The sequence below is a fragment of the Variovorax sp. LjRoot290 genome, assembly GCF_964253985.1.
Classification (GTDB): domain Bacteria; phylum Pseudomonadota; class Gammaproteobacteria; order Burkholderiales; family Burkholderiaceae_C; genus Variovorax.
This window is the reverse complement of the sequence record NZ_CAXURW020000002.1, coordinates 1214631-1232278: the sequence shown is the minus strand read 5'-3', so window position 1 is coordinate 1232278 and position 17648 is coordinate 1214631. Positions and strand designations below refer to the sequence as shown.

The following is a 17648-nucleotide window of genomic DNA, read 5'->3' as shown; positions in this document are numbered from 1 at the left end:
ATGCTGAAACTCGAATCAGTCAAGGTTGCCTACGGTGCGATTCAGGCCGTCAAGGGCGTGAGCATTGAAGTGCGCAAGAGCGAAGTGGTGACCATCATTGGCGCCAATGGAGCCGGGAAAAGCACCTTGCTCAAGAGCATCTGCGGGTTGGAGCCCGTCACCGAAGGTCGAATCCTGCTCGATGGCAAGGACATCACGAACGTTGCATCGCATCAACGTGTGGGCCTTGGGGTCGCGATGTCCCCGGAAGGCCGCGGCGTATTTGCCGATCAGACGGTGCGCGAGAACCTGATGCTCGGTGCCTATTCGCGAAAGAATGACCCCGCAGCGACCGCAGCCGCCATCGAGCGGGAATTCAAGCGATTCCCGCGGCTGCGGGAGCGCCAAGACCAGCTGTCCGGGACCTTGTCCGGCGGTGAGCAGCAGATGCTGGCGATCGCACGCGCCTTGATGAGCGAGCCGCGCTTGCTGCTGCTGGATGAACCCTCACTCGGCTTGGCGCCATTGATCATCAAGGACATCTTCAACGCCATTCGACAACTGCGCGAATCGGGACTGACCATCCTGCTGGTCGAGCAAATGGCCAAGCAGGCGCTGGGCGTGGCCGACCGGGCCTACGTGCTCGAAACAGGACACATCACCTTGGAGGGCACAGGTCGCGCACTCCTCAACGATCCCAAGGTCAAGGCGGCCTATCTCGGCTCGCACTGACCCATTCATCCGCACATACAAAGGAGTACCCCATGACCGAAACCAAAAAGTTCGCGAGCCAGGCCGACCTGGAAGAGAAGAAAGTCACCTTCAGCCAGATCTCCGAGCACGCTTGGGCGTACACGGCCGAAGGCGACCCGAACACGGGGATCATCATCGGCGACGACTGCGTGCTGGTTGCCGACACCCAGGCCACGCCGGCTATGGCGGCCGACGTGGTGCGCCGCATTCGTGAAGTGACCGACAAGCCGATCAAGTACGTCGTGCTGACGCACTACCACGCGGTGCGCGTGCTCGGCGCCAGTGCCTACAAGCCGGAGCAGATCATTGCCAGCCAGGACACGTACGACCTGATCGTCGAGCGCGGCGAGCAGGACAAGGCCAGTGAGATCGGACGCTTCCCGCGACTTTTCAGCAACGTCGAGACGGTGCCACCGGGCATGACCTGGCCGACCATGACCTTCACCGGCAAGATGACGCTGTGGCTCGGCAAGCTCGAGGTGCACCTGCTGCAGCTCGGGCGCGGCCACACCAAGGGCGACACTGTGGTCTGGCTACCGCAAGAGCAGGCGCTGCTGTCGGGCGACCTGGTCGAGTTCGGTGCGACTCCCTACGCCGGAGATGCCTACTTCAAGGACTGGCCGCAGACCTTGAACAACCTGGCTGCGCTGAACCCCAAGGCCCTGGTGCCCGGTCGTGGCGCGGCACTGACGACGCCCGATGACGTGGCCAAGGGCCTGAGCGAGACGCGGGACTTCATTTCCGATGTGTACGCCAACGTGCAGCAGGGCGTAGCCGCCGGCAAGGACCTGAACGCGGTCTACAAGGACACCTTCGCCGCGCTCAAGCCCAAGTACGGCCACTGGGTGATCTTTGACCACTGCATGCCATTCGACGTGACTCGCTGCTACGACGAGGCCACGAAGTACACCGATCCGCGCATATGGACTGCTGAGCGGGACGTCGAGATGTGGAAGACGCTGGAAGGCTGACTGGCCGCCGCGCGTCCCGACAAGGAGCCAAGACACCATGAAGCTGAACGACCTCGCGTCGGTCGGCGGGGAACCGCTCGACTATCAGAAGCTCGCCTTCGACTACGTTCGCCACGCCGACCAGTCGGCTGCCGCGCCTGCGCGCCACCCGGTCGTGGTGGTCGGGGCCGGCCCGGTCGGGTTGGCGCTGGCCATCGACCTGGCGCAGCAGAACGTTCCCGTCGTGCTGCTCGACAACGATAACCGCCTCTCGACCGGCTCGCGCGCCATCTGCTTCGCCAAGCGCTCGCTCGAAGTATTCGACCGGCTCGGCTGCGGCGAGCGCATGGTCGGCAAGGGCGTGTCGTGGAATCTCGGGCGCGTGTTTTTTCGCAACGAGCAGATCTATGAATTCGACCTGCTGCCCGAAGAGGGGCATGAGCGGCCGGCCTTCATCAACCTGCAGCAGTACTACGTCGAAGGCTACCTCGCCGAACGCGCGGCGCAGCTGCCGCTGATCGACATCCGCTGGAACAACAAGGTCATCGGTGTGGCGCAGCACGACGAGCACGCGTTGCTGATGATCGAGACGCCCGATGGCAGCTACCAGTTGGCCGCCGACTATGTCGCCGCCTGCGACGGCTCGCGTTCCTCCGTGCGCGAGCTGATCGGCAAGGAGAGCAAGGGCCGCATCTTCAAGGATCGGTTTCTCATCGCCGACGTGAAGATGAAGCTCGACCGGCCGGCGGAGCGGTGGTTCTGGTTCGACCCCGAGTTCCACCCCAACCAGAGCGTGCTGCTGCACATGCAGCCCGACAACGTCTGGCGCATCGACTTCCAACTCGGATGGGACGCCGACCCCGAGGAAGAGAGAAAGCCCGAGAACATCATCCCTCGCGTCAGGGCGCTGCTCGGCGAAGACGCCCAGTTCGAGCTCGAGTGGGCCAGTGTCTACACCTTCGCCTGCCTGCGCATGGACCGTTTTCGGCATGGCCGCGTGCTGTTTGCCGGCGATTCGGCCCACGGCGTCTCGCCCTTCGGCGCACGAGGCGCGAACTCGGGCGTGCAGGACGCCGAGAACCTGGCGTGGAAGCTGGCGGCCGTGCTGCGCGGCGACGCACCCGACGCGCTGCTCGACAGCTACGCCACCGAGCGCGAGTACGCGGCCGACGAGAACATCCGCAACTCGACCCGCGCCACCGACTTCATCACGCCCAAGAGCGAGGTGAGCCGACTGTTCCGCGATGCGGTGCTGGAGCTGGCCAAGCGCCATGACTTCGCACGCGCGCTGGTGAACAGCGGCCGGCTCTCTGTCCCGGCCACGCTGCACGGCTCGCCGCTCAACACGCCCGATGCGGATGCGTTCAGCGGCCGCATGGTGCCCGGCGCCGTAGCCGCGGACGCGCCCGTCACCCTGGCCGGCGGGCGCAGCGGCTGGCTGCTGCGCGAACTTGGCGGCACCGCGTTCACCGCGCTGGTGTTCGGCGAGGGCGAGCCGGCGGAACGCAGCGCCCGCGCCGTCGCGGAGGCCGACGCCTCGCTGCGCGTGCTGCGCGTGCCGCTCGCCGAGGCGAATGCGCTGGCCGCGCAACGCTACGACGCGCAGCCCGGCACCGTCTACCTGCTGCGGCCCGACCAGCACGTCTGCGCTCGCTGGCGCGCGCCGTCCTCGTTCGCCATCCGCGCTGCGTTGGCGCGCGCCCTCGCCAGAGCCTGAAGGAGAACCGCCATGCCGCAAGCGACGCCACCGCAAGTCTTGATCACTGCCCCCAACCTAGACGCGCCCGACGACTTCTACGAAGCGCTGCTCGAGGCGCACGAAGGCCTGTCGAACGAGGAAAGCCACGCGTTCAATGCGCGACTCGTGCTGGTGCTGGCCAACCACATCGGCTCGCTGGTTGTTCTGCGGCGCGCGCTCGCGGTCGCTGCCCGATCCAACGAAAGCAAGAGCACACCATGACGAACGCATCCACCGCCGAGCGCCGCTACCAGAGCGGCTTCGGCAACGAATACGCGAGCGAGGCCGTGGCCGGCGCCCTGCCGCAGGGCCGCAACAGCCCGCAGCGCGCGCCCTTCGACCTCTACCCCGAGCTGATCTCGGGCACTGCCTTCACCGCGCCGCGCCACGAGAACCGGCGCAGCTGGATGTACCGGCGCCAGCCCTCGGTGGTCTCCGGCCGCTACCAGGCCTATGCGCAGCCGCACTGGCAGACCGGCGCCGACCGCGATATCGCGCTCGCGCCCGAGCCGATGCGCTGGCATCCGCTTCCGCTCGACAACGCCGATGTCGATTTCATCGACGGCATCCATACCTTGGCCGCCAACGGCGACGCCGAGGCGCACAGCGGCGTCGCTGCGCACGTTTACCTCGCGAGCCGTTCGATGGAGCGCCGCGCCTTTGTCAATGCCGACGGCGAGATGCTGCTGGTGCCGCAGCAAGGCCGGCTGGTGATCACCACTGAGATGGGCGTGCTCGAGGTCAAGCCCGGCGAAATTGCGCTCCTGCCGCGCGGCGTGGTGTTCAAGATCGCCGTGCCGGATTCGGATCAGGGTCCCTCGCGCGGCTACGTCTGCGAGAACTACGGCGCCCAGTTCCGCCTGCCCGAGCTGGGCCCGATCGGCTCCAACGGCCTGGCCAATGCGCGCGACTTTCAGGCGCCGGTGGCTGCTTTCGAAAGCGAGGCCGGTGGCTACGAGCTGGTGAAGAAGTTCGGCGGACGTTTCTGGAAGGCGCCCACCAGGCAGTCGCCCTTCAACGTCGTCGCCTGGCACGGCAACCTCGCGCCGGTGAAGTACGACACCGCCAACTTCATGACCATCGGCTCGATCAGCTTCGACCATCCGGACCCGTCGATCTTCACCGTGCTCACCTCGCCCTCGGACACGCCCGGCACCGCCAACTGCGACTTCGTGATCTTCCCGCCGCGCTGGCTGGTGATGGAGAACACCTTCCGTCCGCCCTGGTACCACCGCAACCTCATGAGCGAGTTCATGGGCCTGGTCTACGGCGAGTACGACGCCAAGCCCGGCGGCTTCAAACCCGGCGGCGCCAGCCTGCACAACGCGATGGTGCCGCACGGCCCCGACGAGGAAGCCTTCGAGAAGGCGAGCCGTGCCGATCTCAAGCCGCAGAAGCTGGACAACACGCTGGCCTTCATGTTCGAGAGCCGCTTCCGCTTCATTCCCACGGCCTGGGCGCTGCAGAGCTCGGCGCTGGACACCGACTATGCCGACTGCTGGGCCGGCCTCAAGGACCAATTCAAGCCATGAACAACGAACTGAACGCCACCCACGATCCGAAGCTGCGCAGCTGGGTCGCTTCGGCCAACGAGGCTGGCTGCGATTTTCCGATCCAGAACCTTCCGTTCGGCCGCTTCCGGCCTGCCGGCAGCGGCGAGGCCTTTCGCATCGGGGTTGCGATCGGCGATCAGGTGCTCGACTTGAAGGCGACCGGCCTCGTCCATACGGACGACATGAACGTGTTGATGGCGAAGAGCCCGACGGAGCGCCAGGCGCTGCGTGCCGCGATCTCCGCCGGCCTGGCCGAAGGCAACACGCAGACCGCCGAGTGGGGCCACTTCCTCTTCGCCCAGTCGGCCGTCGAGATGACGGTGCCTTGCCGCATCGGCGACTACACCGACTTCTACACCAGCGTTCACCACGCGACCACCGTCGGCAAACAGTTCCGGCCGGACAACCCGCTGCTTCCGAACTACAAATGGGTGCCCATCGGCTACCATGGCCGCGCCTCGTCGATCGGCGTCAGCGGCCAGCGCTTCAAGCGACCGCAGGGACAGACCAAGGCACCGGACGCCAGCGCGCCGAGCCTCGGCCCCTCGAAGCGACTGGACTACGAGCTCGAGCTCGGCTGGTTCGTCTCCCAAGGAAATGCGCAGGGGGAGTCCATCGGCATGGATGCGGCCGAGGCGCACCTGTTCGGCGTGACGCTCTTCAATGATTGGTCGGCGCGCGACATCCAGGGCTGGGAGTACCAGCCTCTTGGCCCGTTCCTCTCGAAGAACTTCGCCAGCACTGTCTCGCCCTGGCTGGTCACAACCGAGGCGCTGGCGCCGTTTCGCGTGGCCTTCGAACGCCCGGCGGAGGATCCACAACCGCTGCCCTACCTGGACTCGGAGACAAACCGCGCAAAGGGCGCGTTCTCGATCGAGTTGGAGGTCTTGCTACAGACCGCGAGGATGCGCGAAGCTGGTGACGAGCTTGTTCGGCTCTCTCGGACCAATACCACCCGCGCCGCCTACTGGACGCCGGCCCAGTTGATCGCTCACCACACCGTGAACGGCTGCAACCTGCAGCCGGGCGACCTGCTGGGCTCAGGCACCCTGTCCGGCCCGGAGGCCAGCGAAGCCGGCTCGCTGATGGAACTCACCAGCGGCGGCAAGCAGCCGATCACGCTTCCCAACGGCGAGCAGCGCAGCTTCCTGGAGGACGGTGACGCATTGATCATGCGTGGGTGGTGCGAGCGCGAAGGCGCAGCTCGCATTGGTCTGGGCGAAGTGGTCGGCATCGTCGAAGCAAGATGAAAAAAGCCGTCCCGCTTGAGCAGGCCATCGCGATGATCCCGGACGGGGCCTCGCTGATGGTGGGCGGGTTCATGGGTGTGGGCTGCCCACCGCGACTCATCGACGAGCTGATTCGGCAGCGGCGTGGTGGACTCACCCTGATCAGCAACGACACCGCGCGGCCCGGGGTTGGTGTTGGTAGGCTGATAGATGCTGGCCTCGTCCGCAAGGTCATCGCCAGCCACATCGGGACCAATGCCGTGACGCAGCGGCTCATGCTGGACGGCTCTTTGCAGGTTGAGCTCGTGCCTCAGGGGACCTTGGCGGAAAGGATCCGCGCCGGTGGCTTCGGACTTGGCGGCATCCTGACGCCCACAGGTGTCGGAACATTGGTCGCCGAGGGCAAGCGCACCCTCGAGGTCGACGGCCGAAGCTACCTGCTCGAGACAGCCTTAAAGGCTGATTTCTCCCTGATCAGCGCGAAGCGGGCGGACTACTACGGCAACCTTGAGTACACGCTCACGGCACGCAACTTCAATCCGCTCATGGCCTTGGCGGCCACTACGACGATTGCCGAAGCAGAAAGCATCGTGCCTGTCGGAATGATCGCACCGGATGCGGTGATCACGCCTGGCGTGCTCGTCCATGTCCTGGTGGGTAAGGAGCGCGCCTCATGAACGACAAGGAAGTGATTGCCCGACGGGTCGCGCGCGAGCTCAAAGATGGCGACCGCGTCAACCTCGGCATCGGCCTGCCAACACTAGTTGCCCAGTACCTGCCCCCGACGCTTCACGTCTTCTTCCATTCCGAGAACGGCATCATTGGCATGAGCCCGTTGCCCGGAGAGGGATTCGAAGACATCAACCTCACAGACGCAGGGGGACGCCCCGTCGGTGCCTTGCCCGGTGCGTGCGCGTTCGACTCCGCCTTTTCCTTTGGAATGATCCGGGGCGGTCACCTTGATGTGACGGTGCTCGGTGGTCTCGAGGTTGATGAACTTGGACAGCTGGCGAACTGGATGGTGCCTGGTTCCATGATTCCCGGCATGGGCGGCGCGATGGACTTGGTGACAGGGGCCCGCCGGGTCATCGTAGCGATGACACATCGGTCGAAGAATGGTTCCAAGATCGTTCCGCGCTGCAGCCTTCCAATCACTTCGGTGCGCCGCGTCGACCTGGTCGTCACAGAACTCGCAGTGATTCGACCGACCGAGAATGGGCTCGTCCTGCAAGAGATCGCCCCTGGAGTGTCAATTCGTGAGGTGATCGAGGCGACGGAAGCGAGCCTGATCCTTGCACCAGGTCTGGTGGCATGACAGTGAGCGCCGTACCAAGCGATGCAACCATGAGCATCCGCTCCCTTGATACCCGAACGCTCTGGCTACTCGGCATATGCGCATTCGCAAGCATGGCTTCAATGCGGATCTGCGACGCCATGCTTCCGTCGTTGGCAGCGGAATTCTCGGCGACGACGGGCCAGGCTGCGGGGACAATTTCCGGATTCGCATTGGCCTACGGCGTTCTCCAGCTGTTCTATGGGCCGCTCGGGGATCGCTTCGGCAAGGTGCGCGTCATCGGCTTTGCCACGCTGGCTTGCACGATCGGAAGCACCGCAGCAGTTTTCTCGCCGACCTTGGACTGGCTGGTTGTCAGTCGCATTCTGTCGGGAGTTGCAGCCGCTGGAATCATTCCCTTGACGATGGCGCTGATCGGCGACAGCGTCGCGTATGAAGGGCGCCAGGAAGTGCTGGCCAAATTGCTCGGCGCGACCGTTTTTGGAATGATCTGCGGGCAGTGGCTGGGCGGCCTCATCGCTGAGATGTTGAGCTGGCGAGCGGCGTTCGTCATGCTCGCGGTGGTCTTCCTGATCAGCGGAGCGGTGCTTGCCCGGCGTGCTCACGGCCTCACGTTACCGGCGCCGGGAGACATGGGAAGCGTGCGTCGTCGACTTCTGGATGTGCTCGCCCGGCCGTGGGCAAGGACTGTGTTGCTCGTCACTTGCATTGAAGGGGCGTTGGCATTCAGCGCGCTTGCCTTCATTCCCTCACATCTGCACGCCACGTTCAACCTGACGATGCCAACGGCAGGGGCCATCGTCGCGCTCTACGGCGCCGGCGGCCTTCTTTACAGCCGCTGCGCCCGCGTGTTGCTGCGGCGATTCGGCGAAACCGGCCTGGCGACAACTGGAGGTGTCTGCCTGGGCATCGCGTTCGCAACGATCGCATCTGCGCCATCCTGGCAGTGGACGCTTCCCGCCTGCATGCTTGCCGGGTTTGGTTTCTATGCCTTGCACAACACCCTTCAGACCCATGCGACCCAAATGGCCCCGGCCCTGCGCGGTACGGCAGTTTCACTGTTCGCTTGCGTCTTGTTCTTTGGGCAGTCCCTTGGAGTCCTGCTCGCCGCGTGGGTGGTCGACACCTTCTCGTCGACCTTGGTCTTTGCATCGTCAGCTATCGGCCTCCTGCTGCTCGGAGGTGTGTTCGCGTCCTTGATCCGGCAGCGCAACCGCCAACTGCAGGGGGCCTGATCCATGTCTGATGGCCAAGTAAGTCCAGCCGCCGTGCAGGCGACCTTGATCGGGGCGATGGCCATCTGGGGTCTGAACGTGGCCGCAGTGAAGGTCCTGACAGGGGTCTTCGATCCGATCACAGTGGCCGCGCTCCGAATGCTCGTGGCATGCGCCGCTTTGAGCCTGATCGTGCTGTGGAAGCGCTGCGGACTCCCCTTGTTGTCGTGGCGGCAAAGCGTGCCGATCGTGGTCTGCGCGATTCTGATGGTGTATCTCAATCAGATTCTTTTTGCGGAGGGCTTGCTGCGATCCACGGCCACCAATGGCGCGCTCATCATGGCGCTGAGCCCGCTGGTATCCGCATTGCTCGCAGCGGTCGCCTTCCGGGAGCGTCTGACATTGATGCGCCTGGTGGGCGTCCTTCTCGGTTTCGCGGGAGTGGCGGCAGTGGTATTGAGTCATCCGGGAGCCGGTCTTTCGAGCGCTGGCGCGGGAGACTTGATGTTGGTGGCCGCCGTGGTCAGCTTTGCCGCGGGTGGCGCCATCGTCCAGCGCCTGGCCAAGCAACTCCACCCCTTGACCATCAGCTGGGCGATCTATGTGGTTGGCTCGTTCCTTCTGGCGGTCCACGCCACCCTAGAGTCGCCCGCGATTGGATTCGATGGGCTCTTTCCAGGCTGGCGCCCTTGGGCGTTCATCCTGTTCTCGGGTGTCATGGCGACCGCGCTGTCCAACCTCGTCTGGAACCGCGCCATTGCGCGTATCGGCGTAGCTCGTACTGCCGTCTTCTTGTACTGGGTTCCAGTCTTCGGCGTCAGCTTCGCAGCCATGTTGCTTGGTGAGCGGCTGAACCTCTGGCATCTCTTCGGTTTTCTTGCCGTGATGGGCGGCACCTATCTGGGTACTCGGCAACCCGCGACCGTCCCGGTCGTCGCCCCCTAACTGACAGGCTTTCGTATGACCACCAGTGAACCACTCCTTTTCCAGCCAATTCAGCTACGCGAGTTGGTCCTGAACAATCGGATCGTCATTTCGCCAATGTGCCAGCATGCGGCCGAATCCGGGCGCGCCACGCCATGGCACATGGTCCACATTGGGAAATTCGCCCTCGGCGGTGCTGGGCTGATCCTCACCGAAAGTACCGCCGTCGATCCTCGAGGCCGCATCGGTACGGCGGATCTGGGCCTTTGGGAAGACAGCCAGATCGAACCGTTGAAGCAGGTGGTTGATTTCGTCCATTCCAACGGTGGCGCAATCGGCGTTCAGTTGGCTCATGCGGGACGCAAGTCGGGCAGCCAGCCGCTGTGGGAAGGGGGCGCGGCGCTGTCCGAACATCGCCTCGCGTCGGATCCGCAGCCCTGGCAACGCCTCGGGCCGAGTGCGTTACCTGCAGGACCCGGATGGTCGGCGCCGGTTGCGTTGGACGCCAGCGGCATCGCAGACGTGGTGCAGTCCTTCGTGGATGCGACCTTGCGGGCCGTTCAGGCCGGCTTCGATGTGGTGGAGCTCCATTTCGGCCATGGCTATCTGGTCGCAAGCTTCTTGTCGCCCAACTCGAACCACCGCGACGACGAATGGGGCCGCAGCCTCGAAGGGCGCATGCGTCTGGCCCTCGAGATCGCGCGCAAGGTTCGTGCGGCCTGGCCAGCCGGCAAGCCCCTGTTCTGCCGGCTGTCGGCGGTAGACGGCAGCGTGGACGGGTGGAGTCTTGAGGATTCAATCGTCCTGTCGCGCGAACTAGCACGCTGCGGCGTCGACGTCATTGATTGCTCGTCCGGTGGATTGACAGAAGAAACGCGCGCGCTGCCGGTCCCGCGAGGACTCGGATTTCAGGTGCCGTTCTCGGAGCGTATTCGCCAGGAGGCGCAGATCAAGACGCAAGCCGTTGGAATGATCGTCGATGCGCACCAGGCAGAAGAGGTGCTAGCCGACGGGAAAGCCGACCTGATCGCCCTGGGTCGCGAAGCTCTCTTCGATCCGTACTGGCCGCATCACGCCGCCATCACCTTGGGGGTCGACCCCGCATACAAGCGCTGGCCAGTCCGGCACGGTGTCTGGCTTGCAAAACGCGCTCCGGGCCTCGCACGTGCCCGTGCACAGGCTGCAGCCGAACTCATTGAACCGACCAACCAGGAGTGAAAGACATGAACGTAAGAATGGGCCTGATCCGCAAGAAGTCCGATTGGTCGACGGAAGAATTCAGCGAATACTGGCGTGGCCACCATGGAGAGCTCGCCAAGAGAGCGCCCGGCTTGCGGGGGTACTGGCAAAACCCGGTGACCGAGCGCTTGCAGCGGGGCATTGATTTCCCGCGCGGACCGTGGGACTTTGATGGCTTCTCGCAGCTGTGGTTCGATGACGTCGGCAAGGCGAACCACGCGTTCAACGACAGTGAGCTCGCTGCGGCCCTCATCGCAGACGAAAACTATTTCCTCGGCGGACTGCACATCGTGACCGCCGAGCAGCGTGTGGTCATCGAGTTACCGGAGCCGCAATCGCGCGCTCGGTTACTGAAGCGCATGTCGATCTTGAAGCGCCGTCCTGATCTCAGCGAGGAGGACTTTCGACGCGAGTGGAAGGTCCACGGCGACCTGGTCCGCAAGATGCCAGGCGTCAGCGCCTACAGGCAGAACGTCGTGATCGCCCGTGAATTGGTGAAGGGGCAATCATGTGGCTACGACGATTGTCCGATCGACGGCATCGTCGAGCTTTGGTTCGAGGATGCCGCGACGCTGGAAGCAGCGTTCGGCTCCGAAGCCGGGAAAGTGACGATGGCACACGCAAAGACGTTCTTGACCGAGATCACGGCTTTCGTAGTAGCCGAGCGACAAGTTTTGTAGCTCCGAAAGGCCCGGAATGATGAAGAGGATGACGCTCCTTGCTAAGAAGGAAGGGACGGCTACGTGCGACTTCAGGGCGTACTGGGCGGGTCCCCATGCCAAGCTCGCGCTCGGCATGGAGGGCATCACCAAGTACACCCATAACCGCGTGGACAAAGTGCTGTGGGCGAGCGACGGCGAGCCTGCTTTCAACGTGGACGGGATCGTGGAACTTTTCTTTTCTGATCCGGACGCTATGCGCCTGGCCCAAGCGTCCGCGGTCGGTCAGAAATACATACCTGCCGACGAGCCGATCTTTCTGAAGGGCTGGACCTTGTGCGTGGTCGAGACCGACGGAGATGAGCCCGCCGAACAGTCTGTCAAAGTCCTCATCCCGTTTCATGCGCAGGCGAAGACTCGTGACACGCTCTGGCGCGAACTGCGACGAGCGGCGGCAGCCACTGGGAACAAGATCGCGTTGAACTGGACGGTCTCCACGGCTCGTCGCGAGCGACTGTGGGCGGAGCCGTATCCCCCGACCGGCTTCATCTGCGTCTGGCTCGACAGCGTCGCGGGGGCCCATGAGGCGTTCGAGCCTTCGTCCGAGCTGCGCCGCGTCGTCGAGACGCATACGAGTGACGGAGTCGCCTATCTCATCGATCAACTTCACATCAGGTAGTCCCTCTGAGCCGGCGCGAGGCCGGCCGCGGCATTTCTCAAGTCGACCGCCGACAACATCCTGCGCCGCGAATTGCGCCCGGTGGCCTGACGCGAACTGCTCAATTCGATAGTGCGATAGCGCCCTGGGAATACGGCTGCATGGTCAGCAATCCGGGCGCAAGCGGACGATCGGCCATGCTGCCCGGCGAAGGTCCGCTGGCCGTGAGCGGAAGTACGCCTCGCTCCGAAGCAGTCGAGAACGTCCACGGTACAAGCTTGCATGCCCGGCACACATACGTCCGCGAGTGGAAGAACGGCCAACGGCTGATCAGCTCACCACCACTCTTCGGCGACGCCCGAAGTCGTCACGCGCGAGTAGCCGGCAGCTTCCCTTTGACGGATGCGCCACGCAAAAAGCAAACGGCACCCGAAGGTGCCGGCTTGCCTGCCTGCAGTCAAACGCGTGCCGGTGGTGCTGTTCGGCTGGTCATCGGCTGACCCACTTGGGTAGTGCAAACGCCCGGTGATCCGGACGCGCATGGCCATGGTAGTCCAACTGGCGCTGTTCAACTGGCCTCGTCAGGGCCGACTGCACAGCCTGGTTCCCCGAGGTGGCCAGGAGCCTGGCGAGCACTAAGGGCGGCCCGCACATCTGCGACGGTGAAGTGTGCGTGCTGGACGACCTTGGCCGCAGCAACTTCGATCTGCTGCAGGACAGAGTTCGTCGCCGGAGGTGGTACGAAGGCGCAGACCCAGTGACCAATTGCGCCGTCGCGCCGCTGGGCCGGGCCGTTCCTTCAGGGGACCCCTGACGCGAGGCCCCGGATCTCTGCGATCCGGGGCGAAGGATCGCCTTGATAGAGCGCGAGCAGCTCGTGCAGCCGGCCGGGGTCCGCAGCCCGGGCGCGAAGCCGCTGCGCCGCGGCCAGCGCCAGCAGTTCGAAGAAGGCGGAGCCGTTCCCGCGAGCCGTCTCTATCGCATCAAGGATGGCATCGTTCGCCAGCGCCTCCTCTCCATCGGCGGCCAGCAGTTCCGCCCTTTGCGTCAGCAAGCCGGGCAGCACCATGTGACCGCCGAGCCGCCGCGCCAGTGCTATGCCCTCGTCGGCGGACACGCGCGCCGCGACGACCTGTCCCGCCTCCAGGCAGGCCTGCACATGGTGATGGTGATACCCGCACAGCCCGAAGCGCATGCCGAGTTCATCGGCGCTGTGTGCCGCTTCGCGCATCTCGCGCAGCCCTTCGTCCACCTGGCCGCGCGCCACCAGGGCGCGGCCGTGCAGCCAGGCGAAGTCGCTGCGGCCCGTCGGCAGCCCGTGTTTCCGGATCACCGCGTACAGGCGCTCGGTGATTTCATAGACGGCATCGAACTCGCGCGCGAGCGCATGCACGATGGCCTGCGCGGATAAGGCGGTCATCTCGCTCAGTGCATGCCCGTTGGAAGCCGCCCGCGAAGCGGCCTGCTGTACCAACTCGCGCGCGCGCTGCGGCTCCCCCGCCAGCCAGCAGACCAAGCCCAGACCGCTCGCGACTTCGACGCCAGGATCCTGCACGAACTGAGACGGGGCCAGGCGCAGCCCCTCCCGCGAATACAGTTCCTGTGCCGCCTCGAACTCGGTGCGCGCTCCCGCCACGTCGCCTCTCAGCATCTGCACGAAGCCCAAGGCGGTAAGCGCGGCCAGCAGCAACCCAGCATCGCCGTCAGCGGCGAGCGCCTTCATCTGGTCGGCCAGCGCGCGGGCCTCGTCGAGCTCCCCTCGCGAGAAGTGCACCCACCAGGCGCCTTGAAGTGCGCGCCGCCAGGCCGGCTGTTCCTCCGCGCGCAGGGCTATGGCGCGACTGAATGCCGCCGCCACCCTCGGGTCGGCGACCACGTGCACGCGCGTCAGCGCGACGCCTTCCAGCACGCGCAACTCGAGCTCCAGGGCGGTGGCGAGCTGCCCATCCCCGAGGACGAGGGCCCTCTGCGCGGCTGCCAGCGCTTCGTGCGCGGCACCGCGTTCGAGTGCGCGCGCGGACACGATCGCAAGCTGTTCCGCGGCGGCCTGCGCAAGCCGACCCCGCTCGTAGTGCAACGCGAGTTCCGCAGCCATGTCGGCCGCTGCCGCGCCGTAGGCGGAACCAAGCGCGGCCGCCCACTGTCGGTGCCACTGCAGCTTGAGCGCGGGCGCCACGCCACCATGCAGCACCTGCCTGTACATCGTGTGGCCGAAGGCATAGCGTGAGGCGATCCGGCCGTCGGCGAGCGGCTTGGCGCCCGTCGCCCTCAGCCATCCCACGCGCCGCGTCGCGTCGTCCAGCAGTTCCTGGAGCGCGTCGACCGGCATGTCCAGTACTTCCGCCAGCGGTACGTGCAGGAATTCCACGCCGCAGAGGCTTGCCGCACCGAGCACGCGGCGGTACTCCGCCGGCAGCCGCGCGATCTGCGCATCGATCAGCCCCAGCACGTTGCTGGGCACGGTGAGGGTCCCTGCCACGGGCACATGCCAGCCGCCCGCATCGCGCCTCAGCGTGCCTGCGTCCACCAGTTCATCCACCACGTTGACCACGAACAGCGGAAGCCCCGCCGTGTGCGCGTGCAGCGAGTGCACGAAACTTTCGGGAGGCGCATCGCCGAAACGCGCGGTGAGGTAAGCACCGATCTCTGCTTCGGAAAGGGACTCCAGATCCACCTCAAGGCTCAGTCGGCGCGTGCGCAGCTGCTGGCGCAGCGCGGCGAGTGGATGATCCTCCAGCACCAGTTCCGTCGGGCGGAACGCCCCCAACACCATCAGCGCCGCCGGTCCGCGCCGGTGCGCGAGGTAGCCGAGCAGCTGCACGGTGGCGTGATCGCTCCAGTGCAGGTCTTCGAGCACGAGGATCACGGGCCCATCACGCGTCACGCGGTCGATGAGCTCGCCGAACTCGCGCAGCATGCGGTCCTGGGCCGCGCCGCCCACTTCCTGCTGGAGCCTGCGGCGGTCCTCCTCACTTAGGAGCCAGGGCAGTTGGAGCAGCCAGCTGGGCGCCACCTCGCGCATGGTGCGGGCGACGGCTTCGCCGCCTTCTGCCCGGCACAGCGCGTTGAGCGCTTCGAGCACGGGCATGTAGGGTTCCCCGCTGCCGTAGTGTTCGATGCACTGCCCGAACGCCAGCCTCGCTCCGCAGTTCGCAGCGAAGAGGTCGATGAGCGCACTCTTGCCGGCGCCTGCTTCGCCGAGGACGAAGACCAGCTGGCGCTGCATGCCGCGCGCGGCGTCGAGGCTGGCCTGCAGCCGCGCGAGTGCCGTGTCGCGGCCGACGAGCGAGGTCGGCGCCGAACTGGCAGGCTGGTGCTGGACGACGAGGGGGGCAGCGGTGTCCTCCGCAACCGTCGCGATGAACCGATACCCACGCCGCGGCGCCGTCTGGATGTAGCGCGACTCGCGTGCGTCATCGCCCAGCGCTTGGCGCAGCTGGTTCACCACGTTTTTCAAGGCGGATTCGTTGATGTGCCGGTGGCCCCACACGGCATCGAGCAGGGCGTCCTTGGCTACCAGCTGGCCAGGGCGACGCGCCAGCTCGCACAGCACCTGGAAGGCGCGCGGGGGCACCTCGACGGTTTCGCCGTCGCGGCACAGCAGAGCCTCCGCCTCGTCGATGCGGAAGTCTCCGAACCGAAGTCGCAACGGCTGTACCTGCTCCATGCGAGCGATTGTGCCAGTGCGGGCATCAACGATAGACCGCTGCGGTGCCCGTGAGACGGCCGTGAAACAACCCCATGCACCTGCGCCCTGGCGACCGCATCAGCGCGACGATCCGCACCGACGACGGCTGCATCGGCCTCGGCGAGCAGACCACGCCCTGACCCGGCCCAGGAGTGAGGAATTGCGCCGGGCGCGAGCAAAAAGGACCGAACCGGGACCGAACCAAGACGACTTCGGGAGGGCTGGAGCTTACCTTTCTGTCAGCGGCTAACAAGCCCCACAAGGAATGCTTCATGACCTGCTCTCGTCGCTCAACACGTACTGCACCCCACGACTCTCTCCGTGTGAAGAACTGACCCGAACATGACCTGCACCCGCCCCTCCCGCGCGCTCCGCGTAGCCGTCGCCGACGACCACCTCTTCGTCCGCTCCGGCCTGAGACGCTTCATTTCCTCCTTTCCTGACTACGACTTCGCCGGCGGCGCGGCAAGCGCTGAAGAGGCGCTGGAACTCGTGCAGGGCGCCGACATCGACGTCCTGGTGTTGGATGCCGACATGCCCGGACGCAGCGGGTTGGAGATCCTTCCGCGGCTGATCGCGATCGCGCCGCGCATGAAGGTGCTCGTGGTTTCTGCCTTGTCCGGCACCGCCGTCGGCCCCCTCGCGCTGCGCGCCGATGCATTTACCTACCTCGAAAAGCCATTCAATCCGCAAACGCTCGACGAAAGCATCCGATCCGCCGCAGCCGCGCTTGCCCGTTCTGCCAACGACGAAGGTTTCCGCCCGCGCAGCGACGAGTCTTCCGACGAAGGGACCAGGAAATGATGAACCAGGCGCCAACTTCGCACTACGAGCTGTGCTTCCGCTCGCTGTTCCACAGCCGCCCCGGTTTTGCGTTTCCCTGCAACGCTCGAGGGGAGGTGCACCTCGATGGACTGAGCGAGCGCGCGCGCAACAACTACTTCTACGCGCGAGCCATGGTGGGCCGCGAGCTGGCGCCGCCTTCAGTGGCCCAGCATGCGGCCATCGCGACGCCGAGAAAATGAATGGAGGAAGGAAGCAGCACTCAGTTCTTTAAGGGAACGATGCTGAACCGCAGAACATCGCCGGAGCGTGCCAAGCCTTGGGCCATCTGCGCGGGTGACGTGGACCGCGAGCGGTCCAGCGAAACGACGCAGAACCGCCATACGGGCACGTTGTCGCTGTAGATGACGCTGAAACTGCCGCGCATCACGCGGTACCCATGAGCCAGCGCGACCTCGGTGACTTCCTCGAGCTCCGGAGCGGCGTCCGGCCGGAAGCTGAGGGAGACGTCGAAGATAGAGCGGCCTGGCAGCTTCAGCTCGATCCGGTGGACGACCGACATGGACAGCATGCACAGCACCGAAAGCAGCAAGGCTGCCGCATAGAGTCCCACGCCCAGAAGAACCCCGATCGCAGAGGCAGCCCAGATGGAGGCTGCCGTCGTGAGTCCGCTGACGTTCAGGCCGTCCTTGACGATGACGCCCGCGCATAAAAAACCGACTCCCGTGACCACGCCCTGGACGACACGCGTCGCGTCGGGCGTCACCTGCGACGCCGCGCCACCGTACCAGAACGGTGCGAAGCCCACGAAGATGGTGAGCGCCGTCGAGGCCATGCACACGAGGCCATAGGTGCGCATCCCGGCGGCGCGACCGTTGTAGGAGCGCTCGTAGCCCACCAGCATGCCGAGCATGAGCGCGCCGAGCAGGTTCAAGCCGATGAACGCATTGGCAGCCAGGAAGCTGCCGCTCCAATAGAGCTCCATGG

The 17648-nt window shown here is 65.3% G+C and carries 18 protein-coding genes; 15 read left to right on the top strand and 3 right to left on the bottom strand.

The window, feature by feature from the left end:
* Genes ACSQ9A_RS34910 through ACSQ9A_RS34850 form a run of 13 tightly spaced genes read left to right on the top strand, consistent with a single transcriptional unit; the run spans position 1 to position 12211 of the window.
* Complete coding sequence (locus tag ACSQ9A_RS34910) at positions 1–711, top strand: ABC transporter ATP-binding protein (RefSeq protein ID WP_436307331.1); 711 nt, start codon at positions 1–3, stop codon at positions 709–711.
* A 32-nt stretch (positions 712–743) separates the two neighbouring features.
* Positions 744–1703: an MBL fold metallo-hydrolase gene (locus ACSQ9A_RS34905; protein ID WP_436307330.1), complete on the top strand. Its 960-nt coding sequence runs from the start codon at positions 744–746 to the stop codon at positions 1701–1703.
* Positions 1704–1740: 37 nt separating this feature from the next.
* Positions 1741–3399 carry an FAD-dependent oxidoreductase gene (locus ACSQ9A_RS34900; RefSeq protein WP_436307329.1) on the top strand — a complete coding sequence of 553 codons (1659 nt, stop codon included), beginning with the start codon at positions 1741–1743 and terminating at the stop codon, positions 3397–3399.
* Positions 3400–3411: 12 nt separating this feature from the next.
* On the top strand, positions 3412–3642 hold the full coding sequence (locus ACSQ9A_RS34895) for a DUF2783 domain-containing protein (RefSeq protein WP_436295138.1): 231 nt from the start codon (positions 3412–3414) through the stop codon (positions 3640–3642).
* Positions 3639–4952 carry a homogentisate 1,2-dioxygenase gene (hmgA, locus tag ACSQ9A_RS34890; RefSeq protein ID WP_436307328.1) on the top strand — a complete coding sequence of 438 codons (1314 nt, stop codon included), beginning with the start codon at positions 3639–3641 and terminating at the stop codon, positions 4950–4952. Before ACSQ9A_RS34895 ends, hmgA begins: the two co-directional genes overlap by 4 nt.
* On the top strand, positions 4949–6223 hold the full coding sequence (gene fahA, locus ACSQ9A_RS34885; protein WP_436307327.1) for a fumarylacetoacetase: 1275 nt from the start codon (positions 4949–4951) through the stop codon (positions 6221–6223). Before hmgA ends, fahA begins: the two co-directional genes overlap by 4 nt.
* The gene (locus ACSQ9A_RS34880) at positions 6220–6879 is read left to right on the top strand and encodes a CoA transferase subunit A (RefSeq protein ID WP_436307326.1); all 660 of its coding nucleotides are present in this window, start codon (positions 6220–6222) and stop codon (positions 6877–6879) included. The genes fahA and ACSQ9A_RS34880 overlap by 4 nt, the downstream gene beginning before the upstream one ends.
* Positions 6876–7517, top strand: a complete 642-nt coding sequence (locus ACSQ9A_RS34875; protein WP_436307325.1) for a 3-oxoacid CoA-transferase subunit B — start codon at positions 6876–6878, stop codon at positions 7515–7517. Before ACSQ9A_RS34880 ends, ACSQ9A_RS34875 begins: the two co-directional genes overlap by 4 nt.
* Positions 7518–7546: 29 nt before the next feature.
* Entirely contained in the window at positions 7547–8731 is a 1185-nt protein-coding gene (locus ACSQ9A_RS34870) for an MFS transporter (RefSeq protein WP_436307324.1), read from the top strand.
* Between the two features lie 3 nt (positions 8732–8734).
* Positions 8735–9655: a DMT family transporter gene (locus ACSQ9A_RS34865; protein ID WP_436307323.1), complete on the top strand. Its 921-nt coding sequence runs from the start codon at positions 8735–8737 to the stop codon at positions 9653–9655.
* Positions 9656–9670: 15 nt separating this feature from the next.
* Entirely contained in the window at positions 9671–10852 is a 1182-nt protein-coding gene (locus ACSQ9A_RS34860) for an NADH:flavin oxidoreductase/NADH oxidase (RefSeq protein WP_436307322.1), read from the top strand.
* A 5-nt stretch (positions 10853–10857) separates the two neighbouring features.
* Positions 10858–11553 (top strand): EthD family reductase, encoded by a 696-nt coding sequence (locus tag ACSQ9A_RS34855; RefSeq protein WP_436295130.1) that lies wholly within the window; start codon positions 10858–10860, stop codon positions 11551–11553.
* 28 nt (positions 11554–11581) lie between these two features.
* The gene (locus tag ACSQ9A_RS34850; RefSeq protein WP_436307321.1) at positions 11582–12211 is read left to right on the top strand and encodes an EthD domain-containing protein; all 630 of its coding nucleotides are present in this window, start codon (positions 11582–11584) and stop codon (positions 12209–12211) included.
* Between the two features lie 314 nt (positions 12212–12525).
* Here ACSQ9A_RS34850 and ACSQ9A_RS34845 read toward each other — a convergent pair whose 3' ends face one another.
* Both ACSQ9A_RS34845 and ACSQ9A_RS34840 read right to left on the bottom strand, forming a co-directional pair.
* Complete coding sequence (locus tag ACSQ9A_RS34845; RefSeq protein ID WP_436307320.1) at positions 12526–12738, bottom strand: hypothetical protein; 213 nt, start codon at positions 12736–12738, stop codon at positions 12526–12528.
* A 251-nt stretch (positions 12739–12989) separates the two neighbouring features.
* Positions 12990–15857, bottom strand: coding sequence for an AAA family ATPase (locus tag ACSQ9A_RS34840; RefSeq protein ID WP_436307319.1), 2868 nt, complete (start codon positions 15855–15857; stop codon positions 12990–12992).
* A gap of 363 nt (positions 15858–16220) precedes the next feature.
* On the opposite strand from ACSQ9A_RS34840, the gene ACSQ9A_RS34835 reads away from it, so the two are divergent.
* The gene (locus ACSQ9A_RS34835) at positions 16221–16682 is read left to right on the top strand and encodes a response regulator (RefSeq protein ID WP_436307318.1); all 462 of its coding nucleotides are present in this window, start codon (positions 16221–16223) and stop codon (positions 16680–16682) included.
* Complete coding sequence (locus tag ACSQ9A_RS34830) at positions 16679–16903, top strand: hypothetical protein (RefSeq protein WP_436307317.1); 225 nt, start codon at positions 16679–16681, stop codon at positions 16901–16903. Before ACSQ9A_RS34835 ends, ACSQ9A_RS34830 begins: the two co-directional genes overlap by 4 nt.
* Before the next feature lie 20 nt (positions 16904–16923).
* Here the strand turns inward: ACSQ9A_RS34830 and ACSQ9A_RS34825 are convergent, their stop codons facing one another.
* A complete protein-coding gene (locus tag ACSQ9A_RS34825) occupies positions 16924–17646 on the bottom strand; it encodes an MgtC/SapB family protein (protein WP_436307316.1) in 723 nt (240 codons plus the stop codon).
* Positions 17647–17648: the final 2 nt, after the last annotated feature.